21 protein-coding genes, 3 tRNA genes and 1 riboswitch are annotated in these 26136 nt (G+C 37.4%); of the genes, 20 read left to right on the forward strand and 4 right to left on the reverse strand.

What is annotated here, in order from left to right; all coding sequences use genetic code 11:
* Positions 1-87: 87 nt before the first annotated feature.
* The gene (locus EKM63_RS02805; RefSeq protein WP_164504894.1) at positions 88-744 is read left to right on the forward strand and encodes a nitroreductase; all 657 of its coding nucleotides are present in this window, start codon (positions 88-90) and stop codon (positions 742-744) included.
* Between the two features lie 14 nt (positions 745-758).
* On the opposite strand, the gene EKM63_RS02810 is transcribed toward EKM63_RS02805, so the two are convergent.
* Both EKM63_RS02810 and EKM63_RS02815 read right to left on the reverse strand, forming a co-directional pair.
* Positions 759-1571, reverse strand: a complete 813-nt coding sequence (locus EKM63_RS02810; protein ID WP_125703523.1) for an SPFH domain-containing protein — start codon at positions 1569-1571, stop codon at positions 759-761.
* A 10-nt stretch (positions 1572-1581) separates the two neighbouring features.
* Positions 1582-1905: a toxin-antitoxin system HicB family antitoxin gene (locus EKM63_RS02815; protein WP_125703525.1), complete on the reverse strand. Its 324-nt coding sequence runs from the start codon at positions 1903-1905 to the stop codon at positions 1582-1584.
* Between the two features lie 124 nt (positions 1906-2029).
* Between EKM63_RS02815 and EKM63_RS02820 the strand changes: the two genes are divergently transcribed.
* The 6 genes from EKM63_RS02820 to EKM63_RS02845 all read left to right on the forward strand — a co-directional run bounded on the left by EKM63_RS02820 (position 2030) and on the right by EKM63_RS02845 (position 7291).
* The gene (locus EKM63_RS02820; RefSeq protein WP_125703527.1) at positions 2030-2563 is read left to right on the forward strand and encodes a GNAT family N-acetyltransferase; all 534 of its coding nucleotides are present in this window, start codon (positions 2030-2032) and stop codon (positions 2561-2563) included.
* 73 nt (positions 2564-2636) lie between these two features.
* Positions 2637-3170 (forward strand): LPXTG cell wall anchor domain-containing protein, encoded by a 534-nt coding sequence (locus EKM63_RS02825; RefSeq protein ID WP_125703529.1) that lies wholly within the window; start codon positions 2637-2639, stop codon positions 3168-3170.
* Between the two features lie 115 nt (positions 3171-3285).
* Positions 3286-4062: a WxL domain-containing protein gene (locus EKM63_RS02830; protein ID WP_125703531.1), complete on the forward strand. Its 777-nt coding sequence runs from the start codon at positions 3286-3288 to the stop codon at positions 4060-4062.
* 119 nt (positions 4063-4181) lie between these two features.
* Positions 4182-5273, forward strand: a complete 1092-nt coding sequence (locus tag EKM63_RS02835; RefSeq protein ID WP_125703533.1) for a DUF3324 domain-containing protein — start codon at positions 4182-4184, stop codon at positions 5271-5273.
* Between the two features lies 1 nt (position 5274).
* Complete coding sequence (locus EKM63_RS02840; RefSeq protein ID WP_125703535.1) at positions 5275-6255, forward strand: WxL protein host-binding domain-containing protein; 981 nt, start codon at positions 5275-5277, stop codon at positions 6253-6255.
* A 1-nt stretch (position 6256) separates the two neighbouring features.
* A complete protein-coding gene (locus tag EKM63_RS02845; protein ID WP_125703537.1) occupies positions 6257-7291 on the forward strand; it encodes a DUF916 domain-containing protein in 1035 nt (344 codons plus the stop codon).
* Here EKM63_RS02845 and EKM63_RS02850 read toward each other — a convergent pair.
* Both EKM63_RS02850 and EKM63_RS02855 read right to left on the reverse strand, forming a co-directional pair.
* Positions 7283-7843 carry a hypothetical protein gene (locus EKM63_RS02850; RefSeq protein ID WP_125703539.1) on the reverse strand — a complete coding sequence of 187 codons (561 nt, stop codon included), beginning with the start codon at positions 7841-7843 and terminating at the stop codon, positions 7283-7285. The two genes, EKM63_RS02845 and EKM63_RS02850, sit on opposite strands and share 9 nt — an antisense overlap.
* Before the next feature lie 42 nt (positions 7844-7885).
* On the reverse strand, positions 7886-8794 hold the full coding sequence (locus tag EKM63_RS02855) for a helix-turn-helix domain-containing protein (protein ID WP_125703541.1): 909 nt from the start codon (positions 8792-8794) through the stop codon (positions 7886-7888).
* A 102-nt stretch (positions 8795-8896) separates the two neighbouring features.
* Positions 8897-9070: riboswitch (Lysine riboswitch) on the forward strand.
* Positions 9071-9154: 84 nt separating this feature from the next.
* On the opposite strand from EKM63_RS02855, the gene EKM63_RS02860 reads away from it, so the two are divergent.
* The 13 genes from EKM63_RS02860 to EKM63_RS02920 all read left to right on the forward strand — a co-directional run bounded on the left by EKM63_RS02860 (position 9155) and on the right by EKM63_RS02920 (position 25982).
* The gene (locus EKM63_RS02860) at positions 9155-10600 is read left to right on the forward strand and encodes an amino acid permease (RefSeq protein ID WP_125703543.1); all 1446 of its coding nucleotides are present in this window, start codon (positions 9155-9157) and stop codon (positions 10598-10600) included.
* A gap of 461 nt (positions 10601-11061) precedes the next feature.
* Complete coding sequence (serS, locus tag EKM63_RS02865; protein ID WP_125703545.1) at positions 11062-12351, forward strand: serine--tRNA ligase; 1290 nt, start codon at positions 11062-11064, stop codon at positions 12349-12351.
* A gap of 59 nt (positions 12352-12410) precedes the next feature.
* Positions 12411-12483, forward strand: a tRNA-Thr gene (locus EKM63_RS02870).
* A 972-nt stretch (positions 12484-13455) separates the two neighbouring features.
* Positions 13456-14817, forward strand: coding sequence for an FAD-dependent oxidoreductase (locus EKM63_RS02875; RefSeq protein ID WP_125703547.1), 1362 nt, complete (start codon positions 13456-13458; stop codon positions 14815-14817).
* Between the two features lie 433 nt (positions 14818-15250).
* On the forward strand, positions 15251-17827 hold the full coding sequence (locus EKM63_RS02880; RefSeq protein WP_125703550.1) for a YfhO family protein: 2577 nt from the start codon (positions 15251-15253) through the stop codon (positions 17825-17827).
* Between the two features lie 162 nt (positions 17828-17989).
* On the forward strand, positions 17990-19498 hold the full coding sequence (gene glpK, locus EKM63_RS02885; protein WP_125703552.1) for a glycerol kinase GlpK: 1509 nt from the start codon (positions 17990-17992) through the stop codon (positions 19496-19498).
* A 15-nt stretch (positions 19499-19513) separates the two neighbouring features.
* A complete protein-coding gene (locus tag EKM63_RS02890; protein ID WP_125703554.1) occupies positions 19514-20233 on the forward strand; it encodes an MIP/aquaporin family protein in 720 nt (239 codons plus the stop codon).
* Between the two features lie 65 nt (positions 20234-20298).
* Positions 20299-21801: a glycerol kinase GlpK gene (glpK, locus tag EKM63_RS02895; RefSeq protein WP_125703556.1), complete on the forward strand. Its 1503-nt coding sequence runs from the start codon at positions 20299-20301 to the stop codon at positions 21799-21801.
* A 147-nt stretch (positions 21802-21948) separates the two neighbouring features.
* On the forward strand, positions 21949-23424 hold the full coding sequence (locus tag EKM63_RS02900; RefSeq protein ID WP_125703557.1) for a peptide MFS transporter: 1476 nt from the start codon (positions 21949-21951) through the stop codon (positions 23422-23424).
* Between the two features lie 115 nt (positions 23425-23539).
* Positions 23540-23622: transfer RNA gene (locus EKM63_RS02905), tRNA-Tyr, on the forward strand.
* Positions 23623-23627: 5 nt separating this feature from the next.
* Positions 23628-23699 (forward strand) — tRNA-Gln (locus EKM63_RS02910).
* A gap of 108 nt (positions 23700-23807) precedes the next feature.
* Positions 23808-24509: a GntR family transcriptional regulator gene (locus tag EKM63_RS02915; protein ID WP_125703559.1), complete on the forward strand. Its 702-nt coding sequence runs from the start codon at positions 23808-23810 to the stop codon at positions 24507-24509.
* Between the two features lie 81 nt (positions 24510-24590).
* Positions 24591-25982: an O-antigen ligase family protein gene (locus EKM63_RS02920; protein WP_125703561.1), complete on the forward strand. Its 1392-nt coding sequence runs from the start codon at positions 24591-24593 to the stop codon at positions 25980-25982.
* The last annotated feature ends 154 nt before the right edge of the window (positions 25983-26136 follow it).

Genomic DNA, 26136 nt, shown 5'->3' on the forward strand with positions numbered 1-26136 from the left:
ATTATGTTGACGCTTACATTTATATACAATATTCAGTATTTTATAAAAACGCTCTACATAAATGATATCGACAACTTGGAGGAAAATATGGATTCTGAAAATATTATTTATCAACGCAAATCTATCCGTTCGTTCAGTAGTAAAAAATTGAGCGACAATATAATAGAAGAAATAGTTCTCGATGGTACACGTGCGCCTTCCTGGGAAAATGCTCAACCATGGGAAGTATATGTCGCTACTGGCAATAGTTTGGAAAATATTCGTAAGCAGTATATGGATTCCGAGACTATGGGAAAAGCACCCAAGAGCGACCTAACAATACCTGGCCTAGGTGAATGGTCAAAGACATCGATCAGTAATGTCGAAGTTTGGGGAGAATCCGTAAAAGAGGCTGTTGGTGAAAAGGGAACATCTGACCCAGAAATGCAGAACGCCGATCATAATTTATTTTATGCACCAGCAATTGTTTATATTACTGCGAATATAAATGCCAGCGAATATTCAATTTATGATATCGGTGCCTTTGGCCAAACATTAATGTTAGCAGCCAAAAGTAAAGGTGTCGATTCGATACCGGCATTTCAATTCGTGAAGTATCCAGACATAATCAAGAATGTTTTAGAAATACCAGATAATCAAAAAATCGTTGTTGGAATAGGTTTGGGTTATGCGGATAATTCCAGATTGAATAATATTCTGACTCGTAGAGCGCCAATCGATCAAATTTTGCACATAAAAAAATAACAGCCCCAGGGCTGTTATTTATTATTTTCTAGCATTTTTTGGATCACAGGGATGTTACCAAGTTCGCCAGGGTTATCACCCGAGATGACAACAGTGTTGGTATTTGAAGTAGCAAGTTGTGAGAAAGCTTGGATAGTTTGGTTTTTGAAGTAACCATCTTTAGCTTTATCAAGACTCTCGTTCATTTGTTCGATACGATAACTTTCTGCATCGGCACGAGTACGAGTTGCTTTGGCTTGAGCTTCAGCAGTTGCAATCAAAGCATCGTTCTTAGCTTTAGTTGTTAGCTCAATACTTTTAGCTTCACCCTCGGCTTTAGCGATAGCAGCGATACGTTCACGATCAGCCTTTAATTGTTTATCCATTGAATCTTGAATAGAAACAGAAGGTTTCAATTGATCGATGTTGATACGGTCAACATTGATACCGTAAGTATTAGTTAGGTCACCAATGGCAGCGGCAAGCTCTTGGTTAATTTTCGAAGTTGAGCCAAGTGCCTCATTCAAATCCATACGTCCGATGATGTCACGAAGGTGTCCACGAACTAACTGTGACATTGATTCAACTGAATCGGTATTCTCGTAACGATATTTGACAGCATCAGTAACGTGATAGTTTAGAGTAACACTAGCGCTAATATCGGCGTTATCTTTGGTGATTATTGAATAGTCAGGAAGCTTCAACGGACTCATAGCCAAGCTAACAGCATGAATTTGTTGGATCAATGGAATGTAGAAATGTAATCCAGCATCCACACTGTGATGATATTTTCCTAGTAATTCGACTAGACCCTTATGGTTTTGGTGCACAATTTTTATACCTAACATGTTTTTCCCCTTATTTTAATTCTTTCAAAGTAAGAATATTTCCGGTAGCCTCAATAATTGTGTACATCTTCTTTTCGTCAACGTCTTTAGTATTTGATAAAATATAACGGTAGTAGATCCCACTTACAGATACTAGTCCGCTATCAGGCAATATATCAACTCCTTTGACTGTTTGACCGACGAATTGACGATTTTCAAGAGTTGAATCTTTGGTTTTTTCTTGGAGAAGATGGACAATATATTTGTTGACACTACGGTTTTCTGCGTCAGCCTTGGCAACGACTCGATCATAGAGATCTTGGTCAAGGCGTAATAAAAATTTCTTTTCTGCCATATCTTTATGATATCAAAATGATATCACTTTGTATATAAGCAGATAATAGGATAAATATAAGCAAAATAATCTCGATTACTAATAATAACTATAAATAAATTTCTATATAAAAAGAGGATCATTCATGGATTTGCAAGGGGAAAAGTTAGTCATTAGAAACTTCACTGAGGCTGATGAGAAAGAATTCTATAAATTGATGAGTAGTAAAAAGAACCATGATACCGCTGGTTTGGAGTATTCTACAGATCAAAATTTTGTTAAAAAAGTTTTTTCTCAATATTTAGCACTTGCCAACACGTATGCTATTGCTTTAAAATCAAACAGCCAGATGGTGGGCATAATTGAACTCAACGAACGAGGAATCTCTAATGGTTTAGATAAGACACGTGAAATAGGATTTATAATTTCCGAAGAATATCGTCATTTAGGATACGCCCAAGAGGCAATAAGTTTGCTTCTTGATTATGGATTCAATACCTTGCACCTCACAGAAGTCTGGGCATCAGTAAAGCTTCACAACTTAATACCGCAAACTTTGCTTACCCAACTCGGATTCAAGTACATCTATCAAGCCAACCAAGATCCATTCTTATCGGATGATGACGATGAAATCTTGAAGTACTACTTGTTGAAAAATGAGCAGAATGCGGATGAGTAATTAAAGCATTCGTTTTTTTTATCAATTTATTTATCGACTGATAAATAAATTAATGCTAAAAAGGAGGTACATCATGTTTCGGAAACGAGGAAGAAGACGGAAGCTATCAGAGCATCGGAATCTAAGGCCTTACAAGCTACTTTTTATTTGTATGGCAATAGTCATAGGAATCGTTGTTGGATTGAGTAGTAATTTAGTACATTCTCAAACAAGCGAAGATTCTAAACAACAGATTTATGGGAAATCTAAAGTGACTTCAGATGTGAACGTGGTCGTTGTCGGCGAAAAGGACGGTGGTGGAACAGGTACAAAACCAAAACCCGTACCAACACCAAACCCCAAGCCTAATCCTGGTAAGAAGCCAAGTCCTAGCAACCCAGGAACAAAGCCAAGTCCGAATCCTTCGCCAGATCCAGATAATGTCTCCGATAATAACGACAAAGCAACACAGGGAGAAACGCCGTCAGTTATTATCGATAATCAGAGATATTTTCCACAGACCGGGCAAGCAAATGATTCACTTTCAGTATTATTTGGTGTCTCATTGGTAGCATTACTAAGTTTATATTTGTCCTACAATCTCATTTATCAAAAGATTAATGACTAATCAGGTTCAAAATTATAAAAATTTATTCGAAACTTATGGTATCTATTAGTGATACCATTTGCTAAACTTCTTAGCGTGTTAAGAATATAAAAAATTCTAGGGAGGAATTTTTAACATGAAGATTTCAAAAACAAAATTGGCAGGATCATTAGCATTAGCAGGAATCGTTTTAGGAGCAGTTGCACCTACAACAGTTCAAGCAGCAACAGGTTTAACTATTCCAAATGGTTCAGATACAACAGAAAAAGGAACTAACTTGGACTTGAACAACAATGACCTCGTTATTGCTGACGAGGGTACAGATGCAAAGGCTTATTCAGAAGCAAACGTTCAAATCATTTCTGGTTTTCTAACATTGGATATGGTTCCAGATTTTAGTTTTGGTTCAGTTATTGCAAACGGAACAACAGGATTGAGAGCCAAGGGTGTATCTACCATCAAAGATGATGGTAACTCAGAAGGTATCCTACAAGTCTCAGATTCACGTGATAGCAAAGTTGAAGTAGAAAAAGGAAAAGGCCTTGGTTTTACAGTTACAGCTCAATTAGCAGGCTTTAAAGAAAACGGTTCAGGTACTGAAAATAATAACTTTACAATGAACTTGAGAAAGCAATCATTAGTTGATGCTAACGGTAAGACAATTGCTGGAGCATTTACTAAAGATGCTGAAATTAAAGCAGGAGCAGATGGTGCAACACCTATTATTGATCTTGCAAAGGGTTCATATAGTAATGGTCAATTGAAAGCAATTTTCAATACAAATGATGCTGCTAAATTAAAAGTTAGTGACAAAATTGGTGCTGCAGGAAAACAAACTGCATACAGTTCTGTAATTACATGGAAGTTGTCAACAACAGCTACATCAACACCAGATGCAGGTTCACACGCTTAATCCTATTAACGATTCCAAAGTTAATGCAAAGATTCAAAATATCTATCCAGAAACCACTACCACTCGGTAGTGGTTTTTGTCTGAAAAACGTTTTTATAAATTGAGATAGGAGTTTATTTATGAAACAAAACCTCTTAAAAATTGTATTTGCTGTTTTTGCTTTGGTCGGTATCGGCTTTGCTATGAACACAAATACTGTTAACGCTACTTCTGGAGACTTTACCTTGAAGCCGGAAGCTAGTTCAAGTTCCAAGGTCAACATTGATGGTGGCTTTTACTATATTGATGGTGACCCTGGCGAAACTGTCGACTTGAAGGTCGGCGTATACAACACTAGTAAGGAAAGCAGACAATTCATCGTTTACGGAAATACTGCTTTCACAACTGATGAGGGTCAACCTGGTTACGACAAGTTAAAGGTAAAGGATCCTAATTTAAAGATTTCTATGCATGATTTGTTCCAAAATAATAAGCAAATTGTGACGGTTCCAGCGGGTAAGGACGTTGTCGTAACTATGAATTTGACTATTCCTACTCAAACTATTGGTGGTTTCTTAATGGGTGGTATCAATATTCAGCCTTATCACGAATCTGCTAAGGGAACTGTTGCTCAAGATGGAACTTTGATCAAGAACAAGTTCAGCTATTCATTGCCGATCGAACTTACTCAAGCTGGAACAAAACGTGATGATGTTAACTACAAAATAAATCTTGTGAAACCTAGAATTGTTAACACTATGGATGGAAAAGAAATTGGTGTTGCAGCAAATGTTGCTAATACTTCAAATGCTTTCGTTTCAGGACTGAGCTCAAAAGCTACTATTACCAAATATGGCGACAAGGGTTTCAAGAAAACTGAGACTAAAGATGATCAATCCATCGTTCCAACTTCTAACTATAACTACACAGTTGGTTGGGGTAAGGAACCTCTAAAAGCTGGTAAATATCATATCAAGATGGTGTATTCAGGAAATGGTGTGCGGACTTGGGTACTCGATAAAGACTTTACTATCACCAATGCGCAAGCTAACCAATTCAATAAACTTGCAGGTCATAAGCCTAATTACTTATGGTTGTATATTTTGCTTGCAGTCTTAGTATTGGCATTAATTATGGGACTTGGTGTGTATCTTGGTAAAAAAGGAAACAAAGGAAAGTCAGCTCCATCAAGATCAAATAACTCACGTAACAGAAGACGTCGTCGTCGCTAAAATGAAAAGTAGAAAAGCACTTTTTATTTTGGTTGCCATTGTGGCGTTTATCCTGGCAATTTTGATGAATGTTGATCCAGTCAAAGCTGATATTAGGAGCGTTTCGGTCACGCCATTGATCGATAACGCCGAGATGCCCGACCGATTCGTGGTCAAAGGTAATCCAGGATCAGTTACAAAATTAAAATTGTCGGTCACGAACTTCGGTGATATGCCGATCAAGCTTCGAGTTGAGCCAACTAATGCAACAACATCGATGGATGGAAAAATAGATTTTAGCCAAAACGTGGAAAAAGGTAACTACGGATTGAAAGTTGCTTTTGCGGACATGACCGAGGGTCAAACTGTAAAACTAAAAATCAATCAAACAAAAGATTTAACTTTCGCAGTCCGTCTTCCAGATGACACTCTCGAAGGGACTGTCATTGGGGGATTCAACGTTTTTGATGTTGATAATCCAAATGACGGAAGTACTGGTGTGGGCGTTTACTTGAATGAAGGTGAGCCATCAACAAAAGGTGATTTTAAAATCAATGATGTCACGCCAAAAATTATTAACGAGCAACCTCATATTGTGGTCAATTTAGTCAATGATAAGGCCGTCGTATTGAAAAATGAGACTGTCCAAATCAGATTAAAGAAAAATAACTGGTATAACAAACTGGGAATTGACTCCAAAGAGGATATTACTGATGTGACTTTTGCTAAGATTGCTCCCAATTCTAAAATTCCTTTAGAATTCAATCAAAAACAATCACCGATCCAAGCTGGCAATTATTGGGTAGAAGGTAAAGCTCGTAGTGCTTCTGGCACGTGGAATTTCAAGAAAAACCTGACGATAACTGCTGAACAAGCAAACAGCGTCAATACCAAAGCCAAAGATTTGATTTATGACAAAACGGTCGTCTATTTATTGATTATTGGGGTTTTGACCTCATTAATAATATTGATTTTTTGGGGTATTTGGTATCAGAGGAGATAATATGAGAAAATTTGTATTCGTACTTTCATTACTTTTAGGATTGGTGACAATTTTTTCAGTCGGTAATATTGCAAACGCCGCTGAAAATAAGTCATATTCAATTCAAGCAATTTTGCCAGATACGCAGCAAAACAAAGGCGTCTCTTACTTTGATCTGCATGTTGAACCAGGTAAAGAAGAAACCTTGAAGCTGTTGATTGCCAATACTGGTAAAAAAGATCTTACGATAACAACTGAAATCAATAATGCTTATACAACAAATTCCGGAACGATTGGCTATGATAAATATAATGCCAAACTGTATAAGAGCCAGAATAAGCCCTTGTCTTCGTTGGTAGAAGGCAAACGCAAAATAAAATCTGAAGTTAAATCCGGTGAAGCTAAAGAAGTTTCTTTCAAAATAAAGGCGCCGGAAGAATCTTTCTCAGGAATTATCCTTGGAGGTATCACGACAACTGCAGATGTCAGTGCCTCACGCTCGAGCAAGATGGATATTGAAAATCAAGTTCGATATGTCAAAGGGGTAGTCTTGCATTCGGATAATGATGCAGAAGTAATTCCGGAGATGAATCTTCTTCGTGGTGCGCCAAAAGGGTTTAACGATACTAAAGGTATCTCATTTGCGTTCAATAATACGGCACCAATCAATGTTAATGGTGTCAAAATGGATGCGGTAATTAAGCATCGTGGATCAAAACCAATTAAGTATCATGCTGAAAACTTACAATTTGCTCCAAACTCTCAGTTTGAATATTTTATTCCGATAAAACCATTGAGACCGGGAGTTTATAGTACTGAATTGACCATTACTTCTGATGCTGGGTATAAAAAAACTTTTACCAATAAGTTGAAAATTACTCAAGGAAAAATTGAGGCCTTGAATGAATCGACTAATGAGTCGGTGAGCCCGATCAGATGGATCGTTATCATTGGTTCTCTATTAGTAATCCTAGTTGTAGGGTTGTGGTTCTTCCTATATTTCACAGGTAAGAAAAATGGTTTTAAGAAACAAAAAAACGATAAATCACTAATGTAATTTACCGTTCTCGTCAAAATTCTTTTGTAACTTTTCTGTATATATCCGATAAAGTCTAACTAACAAGTAAATATACTCTGACCTAACAGCCGTCGAATTCCAAGGAATCACGATCATGTCGTCAGGGTATTTTTCTCGTCCTTCATAATCAGGGAAGACGTCAAGTGTAGTTATTAGGATATCAACATTTTCATATTCAGTGTTTGGAACCACCTTGATGAATTCCAAGGCTGAAAGATTGTGGTATATAAGTCCCGCTACAGGATTACCAGAATCTACCAATACCTTGATATGGAGCATATCACTCTCACGGACAGCCATAATATGGTTGATCATTATTTTGTATAAGTCGTGAGCGATACTCTCTGATGAGGTTTTGATACCGCCGAATTCTTCAAGACTAATATTTGAATAAAAGTCGTATATATTTTGATATATGGAGGTCAACGTCTTGAAGTCTTGTGGAGATCGCGTATACTGGCCCATTCTAATTGGAGCTTCATGCGCAATGACATAATATTTTACGATTACTCGTAATATACTGTAAGCCAACGATTTTACCGAACCGCTATCAGATGCAATTCTAAAGTTTGCTCAATATTTATCACGGAGTTCATCAAAGAATTTATTCGTCAAATCGTAAAATTTAGGATTTATTTCATCTGTCAAATCAATCCTATTTTCATATGTATATGGTGATGGTAGGAAAATAAAGTCTTTGAACAAGTTCAAATATTTATTTTCACTATCTAGTTTATCCATAGGTACGATCGAGTAGTCTTCTCTAGTAATAATTTCCTTGCCCAGTTTATTATTTTCGAAAGCTTCATCGAATCCTACCATGTTGTCTAGATAACGATGTTTGATCAATCGAATTCTTGAAATTGCCACTATAATTTCAAGTTGGAGAGCTGTTACAGGACTGTACGTTGGATTATCATCTCTACTTACAATACTTCTCACAGTATCCTCTTGGACCAATTTAAATGGCCATTCTAAACCGTGGAAAGTATACCAATAGACATAGTATGCCAGGTAACGAATGTTTTTCTCGTCACCTTTAAGTTCTAATGTTGTATTAGATATTTTAAGACCGAAATTCTTGAGCAATTTTCTAAAGTTTGACATTCTACGATTCAATGTCGATTTACTAGTGAAATGAGAATTACTAAAATTCTCAAATGTAGGGTTCGAATTGGTGAATCCATAATCAAAAGCTTGGAAAACAATAGAATTTTTAAACAAGAATAAACGGTACTCATCTACTGAAATCTGATCAAATTCGATCGATTCAATTTTTGAGGATTTCTTACGCAATTGTGGATTGATATCAAAAATATCGTCAAGTAAAGCTTGAAAAATGTTATATGTCTTCTGGTAAGTAAAGTCGAGCCTATTCCCAATGGTGCTGAGGTTCAATTGAGATTCGGGCAAGGTTTTGATTACTGTTAACATTCGATATTTTTCCACATCCTGTTTGCCAAGAAAAACCGTTTCGAGCATAAACAATCACCCCCGGATGCGTTGTTCGCTTATAAAAAATATTGTACCATTTTATTACCATCAGTACTTGCTACATACCTAACTTTTCTTTATAATACTTTACATGCAGATAGAGGTGCATTTTTTATCATTAGTGATTCTGAGCAAGCTAGGTTGCAAAGATGGATCATGAAAGGAAAAGATGCCGAAATCAAATTGCCCCTAATGGCATTTTGATTGGGTCGTGACTCAATAAGTCACGGACTGTCGCACTCCGTGCGTTGAGCTATTGATCATTTGGATAACAACTTCATCCTTATTGTCAGTGGTACATCTGACAATAGGGATTTTTTTATATCCAAGAATAGGGGAAACAATATAATGGAAAATACAGATGTAAACCGGTCGCTGAAGACAAGACATCTGTCCATGATTGCACTTGGTGGTTCAATCGGGACTGGATTATTTGTTGCTAGTGGTTCGTCAATTTCAACGGCTGGACCTGGTGGTGCATTAATTGCCTATGTTGCAATTGGTATCATGGTCTATTTCTTAATGACCAGTCTAGGAGAAATGGCAACATATATGCCAGTGTCAGGATCATTCGCTACTTACGCAACAAAATTTATTGATCCTGCATTCGGTTTTGCGCTCGGTTGGAACTATTGGTTCAACTGGGCTATCACACTGGCGGTCGATTTATCCACCATTGCGTTAGTTATCAAGTACTGGTTCCCAGGTTGGGACTCATGGAAAATTAGTTTAACTTTCCTATTAGTACTGTTTATCATCAATCTTATCTCAGTCGGTTCCTTCGGCGAAACTGAATACTGGCTTGCTTCAATTAAAGTTACTGCCGTTATCGTCTTCTTGATCGTCGGTATCTGTAGTATCTTAGGAGTTTTGGGAAATCAACACTTTGTTGGTTTGACAAACTTCACATATAAGAAGGCTCCCTTTGTTGGTGGGGTACCGGCAATTCTGAGTGTATTCGTTGTTGCAGGATTCTCGTTCCAGGGGACTGAGCTTATCGGTATTACCGCCGGTGAATCAGCCACTCCTGAAAAGAGTATTCCTAAGGCAATCAAACAAGTATTTTGGAGAATTCTATTATTCTATATCTTGTCGATTGCTGTTATTGGTGCCTTGATCCCTTATACAAGTCCTAATTTATTGGGATCCGGTGCAAGTGACATTGCTATCAGTCCTTTCACGATCGTCTTTCAAAAAGTTGGTATCCCGTTAGCTGCAGGTATCATGAATGCAGTTATTTTGACATCAGTTATCTCAGCTGCCAACTCTGGTTTATATGCTGCTAGTCGTATGCTTTGGTCAATGAGTAAACAAGGTATGGCACCTAAGGCATTCGAACGTACCAATAACCGTGGTGTTCCATTGTTCTCACTTACATTGACTGCTGTAGTCGGTGGTATCGCATTGTTCACTAGTTTGTACGGTGATTCATTCTATGAATTGCTTGTTGCTGCCAGTGGATTGACCGGATTTATTGCTTGGTTAGGTATAGCTTTCTCACATTATCGTTTCAGAAAAGCATACTTGTTTAACGGTTATAGTCTCGATGACTTGAAGTATCAAGCAAAATGGTTCCCATTTGGTCCGCTTTTGGCAATCGTCTTGGGTATCATCATTATCATTGGTCAAGATATCCGTTCATTGGTCAACTTTAATATCGGAAGATTACTATTCAGTTATAGTGGATTGATTTTACTATTTGCTTGCTGGATCTATTACAAGTTGAGACATAAGACTAAGTTCTTGAAGCTTGATGAAATCGATATCGAAGCTGCTAAGAAACATAAGTATTAAGATTGAATTATTTGATAGAATAAATTAAAATGTAAATATACATAAAAAGCTGATAAGGTACCTACTGTGAATTGATCAGAGAGACGATGGCTGGTGTGAATCGTTATAATTCCTATTCCAGTATCTTGGCTAACGGGTAATTCCGTTCGGGTTGATCCGATAAATTCTTAAAGTGCAATGTATAAGTCTATGACTGTGCATTGAAACTGGGTGGTACCGCGAATGACTGATTCGTCCCTTTATAGGGATGATTCGGTCTTTTTTATTGGAATTTTTATTAGAGGCATAAACAAGAGCGGTAATGTCTGAGCATTAACAGGATTAACTGGATTGACAACGAAGTTGGCGAGCTAGTTAATCCTGTTAAGCGGAGGACATTGCTCTTGAGTTGCCGTTTAAATCAGAGGCAGAATAAGTGCGTCATCGCACCTGAGTTGCCAATTAAAAAAGGGAGAAAAAATATGTTAGATATCAAATTGATCAGAAAAGATCCTGACTGGGCTAAGACAAAATTAGCTGCCAGAGGAATTAAAGCTGAACAAATCGACGAATTATTAGATTATGATAAGACTCGTCGTGAGTTGTTAGTTCAAACTGAAACTCTTAAGGAAAAGAGAAACAAGGTTTCCCAAGAGATTTCTACTAAGAAACGTAACAAAGAAAATGCTGATCAAGAAATTGCTGACATGAAAAAAGTTGGTACGGACATCAAAGATCTTGATACTAAACTTGCTGATACTGACGAAAAGATGAACTATATCTTAGTTCGTTTACCAAACTGGCCAGACGATTCAGTTCCTGTTGGTCCTGACGAAAATACAAATAAAGAAATCCGTAAGTGGGGAGATATTCCTACTGAAGGCTTCAAACCAAAGCATCACTGGGATATCGGTGAAGAATTAGGAATCCTTGATTTTGACCAAGCTACTAAAGTTGCCGGTAGTCGTTTCGTTTATTACTTAGGTATGGGTGCCCGTCTTGAACGTGCCGTTTATAACTTCATGCTTGATGAACATCAAAAAGATGGCTATACAGAAGTTATTCCTCCATACTTGGTGAACAACGAAGCTATGTTCGGAACTAGCCAATTTCCTAAGTTTACTGAGGATGTTTATACAGTTATGGTCGATGAAAACCCCTTAACATTGATCCCAACTGCCGAAGTTCCTTTAACAAACTACTTTGCTGGAAAAATTCTTGACGAAAAAGATCTACCTAAGTACGTTACTGCTTTGACACCATGTTTCCGTTCTGAAGCAGGTAGTGCTGGTCGTGATACTCGTGGATTGATTCGTATGCACCAATTCAACAAAGTCGAAATGGTCAAAGTTACAAAGCCAGAAAATTCATTTGATGAATTGGAAAAGTTAACAGCAAACGCTGAAAACATTTTGAAGAAGTTAAACTTGGCTTATCACGTTATCGTTCTATCAAGTGGGGATGCAAGTTTCTCATCAACTAAGACTTATGACCTTGAAGTTTGGCTTCCAGGACAAGAAAAATATCGTGAAGTTTCAAGTTGTTCAAACTGTCTTGACTTCCAAGCTCGTCGTGCGCACATTCGTTACCGTGACGAAAACGGTAAGACACAACTTGCTCATACATTGAACGGTTCAGGTTTGGCTTGTGGTAGAATCGTTGCTGCCATCCTTGAAAACTATCAAAATGAAGATGGTTCAGTTACAATTCCTGATGTTTTGGTACCATACATGGGCGGTGTTACAAAGATTACTAAAGAGAATGCCATCTAACTTGAATTAACACCATTACATTGATAAAATTTAATAGTTCCGCTTGGGACTATTAATATGCCAGTTTAGCTCAGTTGGTAGAGCATCGGTATCGTAAACCGGCGGTCACAGGTTCAAATCCTGCAACTGGCACTAAATGAAGATCACAGAGATGTGGTCTTTTTTTGTTCGCCTGAAAATTATGTATAGCAAAAATGAGCCCATACAGCGCAATGCTATTTAGACTCATTCTATAATTAAATATTCTTATGCTTCCTCGTGTTGATGTAAACCATGGTGACAGCAACATTTTTTGCCACAACCATGTTGGCAGTGATGCTTATGATGCATGTGCTCGCGTTTAACAAGTTTGCCCAAGATTACTAATTGTAAAAAGAATCCAGCAATGTTAAAGATCAATCCTATTTTGTGTAAGTTAGTATTTTTCTTCATAGTATTCACCTCTAGTTATCTATACATTCATAATAATATATATATTGTGAAAACGCTATCAAATATGACGATTTTAATATATTTATGACATGTTAATCGAGGATAATTACCATATATGCTATATTTGTCCATAAACAACATTATGCAAGATATATTCGAAATTTTGCGCAAAAAAATAAGCTTGCCCGAGGAAAGCAAACTCATTTTTACTGAGAATAATGTCATACACTAATTTTAGAACCAGTTTGTGATAAGATAACGGATTTTGAAGAGCCATAGCTTGTCAAAAAGAGGGATTTTATTTTTTTAGATCTTGTTTGAGGGACCCAATGGTGTCGAACAAGATATTAGGATTTTTAGGAATGAGACTGGCAACGTCAGTTAGTGTTTGAGGGGGGACATTACTCATATTAGTGGCAAAGAGGATGGATACCACGTAAATTTTATAGGTTAAATAATGGGGGGAGTCTTCAAAATTCATTCCGTTTATCTTTATCACGATTACAGTATATGACCGGAATACTCAATTTTTTGTTCAATTTTGATAAGAATTTTTATATACATATAATATATTAAAAAATATACCATTAATATATTGTAAAACGTTTACATTTGGTATATTATATATTCATAAATTAGTTAAATTAATCACAAAGATTGGAAGGCTTACATATGAAAGTAGCTATTATTGGTTGTACACACGCAGGAACATTCGCGGCAATGAACATTTTACAGGCACATCCTGATTGGGAAGTATCTGTCTTTGAACGTAATGATAATTTGTCATTCCTATCATGCGGAATCGCACTCTGGGTAAGTGATAGAGTATCAGATCCAAATAAAATGTTTTACTCAAGTCCCGATGATTTAGCAAAATTGGGCGCACACATGTACATGAAACACGATGTCACAAACATTGATTTTGATAACAAAGAAATCACAGCAAAGAATCTAGAATCTGGCGAAAGTTTTTCACAAAGTTATGACAAACTAGTTCTAACTACCGGCTCAGCACCTATCGTACCTAACATTCCCGGAATTCACTCAAGTAAAGTTGCATTGTGCAAAAACTGGACAAATGCTAATGAATTAAGACAAAACTCTGACGGTATCAAGAGTGCCATCGTTATCGGTGCCGGATATATCGGTGCAGAATTAGCCGAAGGATATGCACATCTTGGCAAAAAGACTACATTGATCGATGCGTTACCAGATGTACTCTCAAAGAATTTTGACGAAAATATGTCAAAAGTTGCCGAAAAGGATTACCTCGATAATGGTGTAACACTTGGAATGGGCGAAACAGTTCAATCATTTGAAGACAATGCTGATGGAACAGTTACAGTTAATACTGACAAGAACTCATACACAGCAGACATCGCCGTTGCATGTATCGGATTCCGTCCTAACACAGACTTGTACAAAGATAAGTTTGAAACATTACCAAATGGCGCATTGATCGTCGACAAATATATGCACACAAGTATGAAAGATGTATTCTCAGCCGGAGATGCAGCATCAGTATTCTACAATCCAACTCAAGATAACCAATACATTCCATTAGCAACAAATGCCGTAAGACAAGGAATTTTAGTAGCAAAAAATATTGAAAAAGATACAATGGAATATATGGGAACACAATCAAGTTCTGCCGTAGAACTATTTGGCAGATCATATGCAGCAAGTGGATTGACAGCTGGACATGCCAAAGTATTAGGTAAAAAAGTAGATTCAGTAACATTAGAAGATAACTACCGTCCAGAGTTCATGTTGACAACAACACCAGTACTAATGAACTTAGTATGGGATCCAGAAACAAGAGAAGTATTAGGTGGAGCATTAACAAGCAAATATGATATAGCACAATCAGCCAATCTTTTGTCAGTAGCAATCCAAAAGAAAATGACAATAGACGAATTATCAATGGTAGATTTCTTGTTCCAACCAAACTTCGATAAACCAGTAAATTATGTAAGTGCCTTAGCAGGGGCAGCCGTGGAGAAAGCCGATTCTGCCGAAAAAGCAGAGGCATAAGCAAGCACGTTAAAAGCCTGAGCATTAACAGGATTAGCAGGATTGACAACGAAGTTGGCGAGCCAGCTAATCAGGTTAAGCGGAGGGCTTTGTGCTTGAGTTGCCGTTTATAAAGCAGAGGCATAAACAACTGCGTTAAAAGCCTGAGCATAGCCTAGGTAGAGGAATCGACGACGAAGTCGGCAATTTCACTACCGTAGCTAAGCGGAGGGCTTTGCAGTTGAGTTGCCGTTTAGACCATAAGCAAAAGAAGCTTTTTACTTTAGAGCTTTTAAGCTTTAAACGGATAAAAAGGTTCGGTGTTCCAACATCCAACCCACAACCAAATTTCTCCAAGACAGCAACAAAAGGCTCAGACCAAAAATGGTCTGGGCCTTTTTACATGTTTTAGTTTACAATAATATTACATTGTCTTATCGGAGGATCTGTACGCATGCGCAAACACAAGAGTTTGTATTATTTAGGTGCTTTCTTCATCAATTTAGCTATTATATCGATTATCTTTTGGAGCGTGGGGTTAGTTCCATTCGGAGATAATAACTTTTTGAGTAGTGATCTAGGTACACAGTATATTGATTTTTTGACGGAATTACGCCGCCAGCTTGTCAATAATAATCTTCATTTGTATCTCTTCAGCCAGTCACTTGGTGATAACTTCTTTCCTATAGTAAGTTATTATTTATTATCGCCATTCAATTTATTATTAGTTTTATTCAAAAACTATCAAATACCTGTTGCCGCAGATATTTTGATCATGCTGAAAATTTCGACCATGGGCGTAACCATGGCATTATTTTTGAGTAAGTATTTCAAAAAAATTGGCAGCTACAATTATATTTTTACGATTGCATACAGTTTCTGTGGCTTCGTAGCTTCTTATTTCTATGACCTGATGTGGTTGGATGCTCTGATCATGTTGCCGCTTGTCGCTATTGGAATTATGAGAATCGTTGAAAGTAATAAACTAGCTGGTTATTATTTTGCGTTACTATTTGCAATAATCTTTAACTATTACCTCGGCTATATGCTTTGCTTCTTCTCGGTAGCTTTCTTCATTTATCTGATTATGGAACGAGATATTTTAAAGATGGATAATCGAGTTCAGATTATTCGAAATTATATAATCACGTCTGTTTTAGCGGGATTGAGTTCTGCAGTCGTTTTACTACCGACGTTCGCAGGGATGCTCAATACTGGTAAAAGCAATTTTGATTTAACTAATTATTTGCCATCGTTCAGATTTGGATTTGAAGCTTTTACTCAGCTTGGAATTGGTGGAAATACTTTTATTCAAAGATTACATCATGGACCTTCAGTGTTCATGACTTCAACAGTTTTGATTTTGCTGCTAAGTTACTTCTTCAGTGATCGTGTCAGCAGAAAAGAGAAAATAAATTCTGCTGTTTTCATGGGTATTTTAGTCGTCAGTATGCTGATCACGACATTCAATACTATCTGGCATATGTTCCAGAATCCGGCGGGATTCCCATTCAGAAATAGTTTCATATTCACATTTATCTGTATTTTCATTGCATACAAAGCCTTTGATGATGGAGCCTTTAAGGATAAGAATGCGTTAATTAAATCGACTTCAACCGCGGGTATTTTGATTTGTATTGGTTACACGACGTTGTGGTTGATTCCTAAACTAATCGAGAAAATGAATTTTGAGACTCCTGATAATACGACAAATGGCTATTATTTCTGGGTATCGATTATTTGTATCGTTGCCTCGGGCTTTGCGTTGTATCTATTTAGTAAGGATAAAAAGTATCAATTTTTGGTCTTACTGCTAGTGATTTTCGAAGTGGTAGCCAACTTTGATTCTGTTATTGCTACTGCTGATTTTGGTAGTCAACATATTTATAGTCGCCAGTACAAATTAGAGTCGGAAGCATTGTCTGATGCCAAGCATGATAGTAAACCAGGTCATCGAATAATCGTTTCGAAGTCTGGTATCAATAAGGCATTCCCTGAACAGTACAACAATTACAATGACCCAATGCTATTTGATATCAATGGTTTGAGCTTGTACAGTTCCACTTTGAACCAAGAGACTATGATGACACTCAATAATTTGGGCTACTTCAGTAAAAATGTCAGACGTATCAGTAGCTCCGGCGGTACTGAATTAACAAATGCTTTATTTGGGATAAATTACAATATTCGTCAGGATAATAAGAAATATAAAATTATCGACAATTATGATGCTCCAACAATGGCATTCATGGTCGATCCAGCTGTTTATGATTTTCAAATGATGCCAATGCGCGCCTTGGACAATCAAAACAGGTTGTGGCAAGCACTGACAGGGACCAATACTCAATTTATGCGTAACGCCCAAGTTGACAGTATGAAACAGCAACGCATCAATAAGAAGACTCGTTACAATTACCAATTAACGACAACTGCTAATGGAGTGCTATATTTCTATGTTTCACCAATCAATTACAATAGTTCTAAAATTTATGTAAATGGCAAAAGAATCGATCCATCTCAAGTTTTGATTGAAAATCAGGCTGTAATGGAGCTTGGTAAATTTGAAGATGGTCAAGCCGTTAATGTTCAAGTTGTCACTAAACAACCGATGGACGTGAGTCCTGGTTACTTTAAGACCTTAGATGTTGAACCATTTTTGGCTTCCAAAAAAGTTTTCAAAGCAAATTCTCTGAAAATTACATCCGATTTGAAACACGATACTATTAAGGGCTCGATCAATGCCAAGAAGGCCTCACCACTATTTGTTAGTGTTCCTTATGATAAGGGTTGGAAAGCCTACGATAACGGAAAAAAAGTTAAAATCAACAAGGTAGTTGGTAACCTTATGGCAGTCGATTTAGATAAAGGACATCATCATATTGTCTTCAAATATGAGGTTCCTGGTCTGAAAACAGGTTGGATCGTAACGTTAGTTTCACTTGTACTCTTCGGATTATTCCAGATTTATGTAAAATTCTTTGAAAAAACCAGTACGAAAAAGCGCTCAAAAATTCACAAGCAAAGCCTATAACTTATAATTATGCTTATATACCGTGTATTTATAGTACTTTCAGAAATAATTGTAAAAATCATTTTGTGAAAACAATTGGGCAAGCTGTTTACAAAATCGCCTCAATGCTGTAATCTTATATTTGAAAAAGCGCTTACATTAAACGAACTGGGGGTGTATGTAATGACAGAAAATTATATTATGTCGATTGATGAGGGAACAACTTCCACTCGTGCAATCATTTTTGACAAGAAAGGACATAAAATTGCTGACGCACAACGTGAGTTTACTCAACATTTTCCAGAGCCAGGTTGGGTAGAACATGATGCCAACGAAATTTGGAACGCCGTACAATCAACAATTGCGAATGTTTTCATCGAGTCAGGTATCAAACCAGATCAAATCCTTGGTATTGGTATTACTAACCAACGTGAAACTACAGTTGTTTGGGATAAAGTAACTGGTCTACCAATTTATAACGCTATTGTTTGGCAATCACGTCAAACTAGTGACATCGCTGATAAGTTAAGATCAGATGGCTATAATGACATGATTCATGAAAAAACTGGACTTTTGATTGATTCATATTTTTCAGCTACTAAGATTCGTTGGATCCTTGATCATGTTGATGGCGCACAAAAACGTGCCGAAAATGGGGAACTACTTTTCGGAACAATTGATACATGGTTATTATGGAAGTTAACTGGTGGTGACACACATGTAACTGACTACTCAAATGCTAGTCGTACAATGTTGTTCAACATTCATGATCTTAAATGGGATAAAGATATCCTCAAGATTTTGAATATTCCAGAATCAATGCTTCCAGAAGTTCGTCCAAATTCTGAAGTTTATGGTAAGACTAAGGACTATCATTTCTACGGCTCAGAAGTTCCTATCTCAGGTATGGTCGGTGATCAACAAGCTGCCTTATTCGGACAGATGGCCTTCGAACCAGGAATGGTCAAGAATACTTATGGTACTGGTGCCTTCATCGTTATGAATACTGGTGAAAAGCCTCAGTTATCAGAAAATAATTTGTTAACAACTATTGGATATGGTATCAACGGCAAAGTTTACTATGCTCTTGAAGGTAGTATCTTCGTTGCTGGTTCAGCTATCCAATGGTTACGTGATGCTATGAAGTTGGTCGATTCAGCTCCTGACTCAGAAGCAGCTGCTCTTGCTTCAACAAACGATGATGAAGTTTATGTCGTACCAGCCTTCACAGGATTAGGTGCTCCATACTGGGATTCAGATGCCCGTGGTGCCGTATTTGGATTAACACGTGGTACAACTCGTGAAGATTTCATCAAAGCAACTCTACAATCATTGGCTTATCAATCACGTGATGTTATCGATACTATGAAGAAAGATACTGGTATTGATATTCCAACACTTAAAGTCGATGGTGGTGCTGCTAAGAACAAATTCTTGCTACAATTCCAAGCAGATATCCTAGATACACCAGTACAGCCTGCTAAAGATTTGGAAACAACTGCTTTAGGTGCTGCCTTCTTAGCTGGATTAGCTGTTGGTTATTGGAAAGATGTCGATGAAATCAAGAAAGATTATTCTGAAGGTGAGATCATCAAACCTAAGATGGATAAGAAACGTTCAGACTATCTATACGAAGGCTGGACAGAAGCAGTTAGTGCTACAAGACAATTCAAACACAAGGCAATCAAATAACGGGGGTATTAAATTATGCATGACAGTTTAACTCTACAATTACTAGGGGAATTCATCGGTACTTGTATTCTTATAATCCTTGGTGACGGTGTCGTTGCCACAGTTAGTTTGAAAAAATCAAAAGGTGAAGGTGCCGGCTGGGTTGCTATAGCCCTTGGCTGGGGTCTTGCCATCACCTTAGCTGTATACTGTTCCGCTTTCTTAAGTCCAGCTCACTTGAACCCTGCCGTATCACTAGGTATGGCTGTTGCAGGTAAGTTTCCATGGGCTTACGTAATTCCTTATAGTATCGCTCAGATCCTTGGTGGATTACTTGGTGGTATTATAGTATTTGCACATTACTACGATCACTTTAAAGAAACAAAAGACCAATTCGCAATTTTGAGTGTATTCTCAACAGAACCTGCAATTCGTAATTACAAGATGAACTTCTTGTCAGAATTTATCGGTACTACTGTTCTTATGTTTGCTCTTCTTGCATTTACAAGAGGTAACTTCACAGAAGGATTGAATCCTATCGCTGTTGGTATTCTTATCACATCAATCGGATTCTCACTTGGTGGTACTACAGGTTACGCTATCAACCCTGCCAGAGATTTGGGACCAAGATTGGCACATCAACTTATGCCAGTTCCAAATAAAGGAAAATCAGACTGGGCTTATAGCTGGGTTCCTATTGCAGGACCTATGATCGGTGGAGCTTTGGGCGCATGGCTTTACACTTTGATTCCATAAACTACGTAATTTTTTAAAATTGAAGGGCGGGAACGCCTTTCTTTTTATTTCAGGAGTGTTAAATAATGGAGAAGAAATATATTCTAGCAATCGATGAGGGTACTACTTCTGCAAGAGCTATCATCTTTGATCACAGTGGTAGAAAGATTGTTACTGCACGTCATCCGATCCGACAAATATTACCAAACCCAGGCTGGGTCGAGCATGATGCCAACGAAATTTGGAACGCCGTTCAATCAACGATTGCCACAGCGTTTATTGAATCTGGTGTTAAACCAGAACAAATCGAAGCTATCGGTATCGATAATCAGCGTGAAACGTCAGTTATCTGGGATAAGAAAACTGGACTACCAATTTACAACGCAATCGTTTGGCAATCACGTCAAACTGCCGAATTAGCTAACGAATTGATTCAAAAAGGTCTTAAAGAGGATATCCATAAGAAAACAGGATTGATTATCAGTCCATATTTCTCAGCTACAAAGATTCGTTGGATTTTGGATCACGTTCCGGGATCACAAGAACGTGCTGAAAATGGTGATCTGTTATTCGGAACTATCAATACTTGGTTACTTTGGAAGCTAACAGGTGGCGAAAGTTTCATGACTGACTATGCTAATGCTAGTCGTACCATGATTTTCAATATCAACACACTTGATTGGGATGACGATTTACTTAAAGAATTGAATATCCCAAGAAAGATGTTGCCAGAAGTTACTTCAAACGCTGGAGACTTTGGTACAACTAAGAACTATCACTTCTATGGATCAAAAGTTAAGATCACAGGGATGACTGGTTCTCAACAAGCCTCATTGTTTGGCCAAATGGCTTTCAACAAAGGTGAAGTTAAAAATACTTATGGTACAGGTGCCTTCGCGGTTATGAATACTGGTGAAGAACCTGCACTTTCAGATAATAATTTGTTGACGACAATTGCCTATGGACTAGATGGTAAAATCAATTACGCTCTAGAAGGTAGTATTTTCGTTGCCGGAGCAGCTTTGCAATGGTTACGTGATGGCATGCGTATGGTCAAGGAAACCCCTGACTCAGAAGCCGCCGCAAATAAATCAACTGATCATGATGAAGTTTATGTTGTTCCAGCCTTCTCAGGATTAGGTGCTCCATATTGGGATGACGAGGCCCGTGGTACTGTTTTCGGGTTGACTCGAGGAACTACACAAGATGACTTCATTAAGGCCACACTTCAATCAATTGCCTATCAAACAAAAGATGTTATCGAAACAATGAGTTCAGACTCAGATATTCCGATTGATGTTCTAAAAGTCGATGGTGGAGCTTCCGCCAACGATTATTTGATGCAATTCCAAGCAGATATTTTGGATATTCCATTGGAACGTTCAAAAGAACTTGAAACAACATCATTAGGTACAGCCTTCTTAGCCGGATTAGGTTCTGGTTATTGGAAAGATATCGACGATATCAAGACAAATTATCAGACAGGTAATGCCTTTACTCCAAAAATGGATAAAGAAGTCCGTGATAATCTGTATTCAGGCTGGAAAGAAGCCGTTTCAGCAACGATGGCATTTAAGCATACAAAATAATTAATATTAAGAGTCCTTATTAAAGGGCTCTTATTTTTATTCCTTGTTATATATGGATTTTTAACGATATTATTAAAAATTCTTTGACAGAAAGAATGATACAGTTTAATATTAATTCATCGTTGTGATAAGTTAGGAGAATTTTAAATGGATGCGAAAAAAGACCGAGGTTTCTTAGGGCAACCTGCAGGTTTAAGAACGTTATTTCTAACTGAATTTTGGGAAAGATTCAGTTACTACGGCATGCGTGCCATCTTACTTTTCTATATGTATTATGCTATAGAAAAAGGTGGATTGGGCATGGACCAAACTACCGCCGCCTCAATCATGGCCATCTATGGTGCCATGGTTTATATGACAGGTGTTGTTGGTGGTTGGATCAGTGATAGAATTCTGGGACCTAGAAGAACTGTATTCTGGGGTGGAGTTCTTATCATGTTCGGACACATCGTTTTATCTCTACCAATTGCTGAGGGTGGATTATTTGGATCCATCATATTAATCACGATTGGTACCGGTTTGTTGAAACCAAATGTATCTGATATGGTTGGTAGTTTGTACACTGAGAAGGATCCAAGACGTGATTCTGGATTTAGTATTTATGTCATGGGTATTAATTTGGGATCTTTGATAGCTCCTATTTTGGTCCCATGGGCAGCAAATCAATGGAATTTCCACGTTGGATTCTCGTTTGCTGCAATTGGTATGTTTATTGGTTTAGTTGTTTATTGGCTTGACGGAAGAAAGTATCTTCCTGAAAGTGGATTACATGCTCCAGATCCAATTAACATTGATGAACGTTCAAAAGCCATTTCTCGTTTAGTTTATGGTTTGATTGCTGTGGCAGTAATCGTTGCTGTTATGTTCTTTACACATACTCTAACAGTTGATAATGCCATTAATATAATTAGTGCATTGGGTATAATTTTGCCTATTATATACTTTGTAGTAATGCTTAGAAGTAAAAAGGTTACAAAGATTGAAAGATCAAGAGTTTTAGCTTATATTCCGTTGTTCATTGCTGCCGTTGTTTTCTGGGCAATTGAGGAACAAGGTTCAGTTATCATGGCTTTGTTGGTAGCTGAGCAAACTCAATTACATATTGGTGGTTGGAATCTACAAGCTGGTACCTTCCAGATGTTGAATCCATTCTTCATCATCATTTATACACCATTCTTCGCTTGGTTGTGGATTAAGCTAGGTAAGAGACAACCTTCATCACCAAGTAAGTTTTGGTTAGGTTTGGTCTTTACAGCTGCATCATATTTCTTACTAGTACTTCCATTGATGAGTATTTCAGTTGGCGATAAGATCAGTCCATGGTGGTTAGTTGGACAATGGGCATTAATTGAGGTCGGTGAAATGTTAATTTCACCAGTTGGACTTTCAGCAACAACTAAATTGGCCCCAAAGGCCTTCTCTTCTCAAATGATGAGTATGTGGTTCTTGGCTGATTCAGCTGGACAGTCAATAAACGCTCAACTTGTTAAACTATTTAAACCAGGAGTTCCAAGTAATGAAATGGCATTTTTCGGAATAACTGCCATAGTAGTTCTTATAATTGGTATCATTCTTGCTTTATTCGTACCTAAGATCAAGCCTTTGATGAAAGGTGTTAACTAACAATTAAATATAATTTTTAACAAAAGTTTAGCCAATTTAAAATTTTCATCATAAATAGACTTGAAATTTCCCGCAAGTTTCGGTAATATATTTTAAGTCGAAAGATGATGATTTTGGAGGGGTAGCGAAGTCTGGCTAAACGCGGCGGACTGTAAATCCGCTCCTTCGGGTTCGGTGGTTCGAATCCACTCCCCTCCATTTATTGGGTTATAGCCAAGCGGTAAGGCAACAGGTTTTGATCCTGTCATGCGCTGGTTCGAATCCAGCTAACCCAATACTTATAAAAAAGAATCGATGTATATCGGTTCTTTTTTTTTCTAATAAGGATATTTACTGTATAATTAATTGGAGTTCATCTCTTAAATCTGAGAGGGAGAAATAAGATGAAAGTACCAGTTTACATTCAAATACATAATCGAATCAAAAAAGAAATTGAAGACGGTAAGTGGACTGTAGGGGAGAGAATCCCTTCAGAACGTAAACTGGCGGATGATTTTAGTGTGAGCCGAATGACACTTCGACAAGCAATTCAAACACTTGTTGACGAAGGAATATTACAACGACAAGTGGGTTCGGGGACTTATGTAGCAAGTAGTAAAGTCCAAGAAAAAATGTCTGGAACAACTAGTTTTACTGAAATCACTGAGGGACAAGGTAAAAAGCCCTCAAGCAGAACAGTTTCTTATCACTTGGCTGATCCTTCTTTGAGTGAAATGGAGAAATTGCATTTGCAAGATGGTGCCCAAGTGCTTAGAATGGAGCGTATTCGTTTTGCGGATAATCAGCCCATCTGTTTTGAAGTGGCAACAATTCCAATTGATATTGTTAAAAATCTTGATCGTCAAGATATCACTTCATCACTCTACAATGCGCTGGAAGAAAAGGCTGGTCTCAAACTCGGTAGGGCCGAGCAGACTGTCTCAGCCATGTTAGCATCTGAAAAGATTGCTAATTTGTTGAATGTTAAGCGTGGCTCCGCTATATTGAGGTTGCGTCAGGTAACCATGTTGGATGACGGGTTACCATTCGAATATGTCCGTTCACAGTATGTGGGAGACAGATTTGAATTTTACTTAGAAAGATAGTTATTGTTATTTTTTTCGAGTTCTAATTAGGTTACTATATTATTAACTATTATTTTCCAAATATTTAGCTGGGAGTATTATATGCAAAGTTTTATTAAAAAATACAGCATTTTTCTGATGCTGTATATTGTGTTTCAACCGGTTTTGGATGCAATTACAGGAACAATGGAAAAGGCACACATGAGTGTTACTTTTGGGGTATTCATTCGTTTATTAGTAATGGCCATTTCTGCAGTATTTATTCTTCTGTATTTGATGATGAACCGAAACACAAAAAAAGGTTTCACCGTAATAGGATATTTTGTCCTGCTGGCTTTGATGTCAGCCATAAGTATGTATATTAACTACAAACAAAAGATATTATTTGTTCCAGGATTAGAATTTACAGCTTTGGCAAAAAGCTTGTATTACCCAATCATGCTATTCTCGTACTATTATGCTTTTGAAGAATTACATCGGGACGGATTACTCAACAAGTACTTCCCGAAAGTTGTTTTCTACGCAGTTAATATCATCAGTATCGTGATGATCGTTGCACACTTTACTAACACATCATTCAGCTCATATTCGTATTATAAGTTGGGTGAAAGTGGCTGGTTCTTCGCAGCTAACGAGTTAAGTGCCATTGTCTCAATCTCATTCCCAATTTTGATTTGGTTTGCAGTCGATAAACTTCAAGGTTGGAAGAGGTGGTATTACTGGTTGACCGTAGTACTAGCAATCTATTCAGCACTATTGATCGGTACAAAAGGGGCATTCATTGCCATCATCTTTGGTACATTGATGGGCTTAATTGCAGCAATCATTCAACGAGTTCAACGTAATGGAAGCATCAAACGACTAAACGGTATGATTTTGTTAATGATTTTGACTTTAGTAGGAATTGGCGTGGCATATCCAACCATGGCCGTAGCCAAAACAAGTCAACTTCATGAAGAAATGATCCAAGATAAAAAACATCGTGCCAAGACTAAAAAAGGTCTAAACAAAGATCAAGAAAAATACGTCAAAACAAATAAGTACGTTTCATACTTATTCAGTGGACGTACAATCTACTTCGAAAATGCACAACATAATTTCCACAAAGCAACACCAGCACAAAAAGTATTTGGAATGGGATACGCAACAAGCTTCAAGAAAGTTAAAAAGGCTAAGCTAGTAGAAATGGATTACGTAGATATAATTTTCCAATTCGGCTACTTAGGCGGAATTATCTACATGTTGCCACTAATAATAAGTTTCATTTTCTTATTAATAACCTTTTTCAAACACTTCGGCTCAATGTGGTCCTACAAATGGGCAATGTTAGTAGCCAGCGTGCTACTAGGCTTCGGAATGGCATTATTAACTGGTCACGTAATAGAAGCCCCATCAGTAAGTATTTACTTCGTAACATCATTAGCATTCGCAATGTATAACGCAGTATTATTCCATAAAAATAAAAAAGACCCAGAAGAAATAGACGTAGGGTAAAAAAATAAGCAGGTAAGAAAACAAAAGTTTTCAAACCTGCTTTTTTAATATCAAAAATATATTTTGAAGAGAAGTGTCTAAACGTATGCTGCATAAAAACAGTACCCCTCACCAACGAGTGCAGGAAGAAACACTATCTAGATGCAGGGATGAA

It is taken from the genome of Companilactobacillus mishanensis (assembly GCF_003946505.1).
Classification (GTDB): Bacteria; Bacillota; Bacilli; order Lactobacillales; family Lactobacillaceae; genus Companilactobacillus; species Companilactobacillus mishanensis.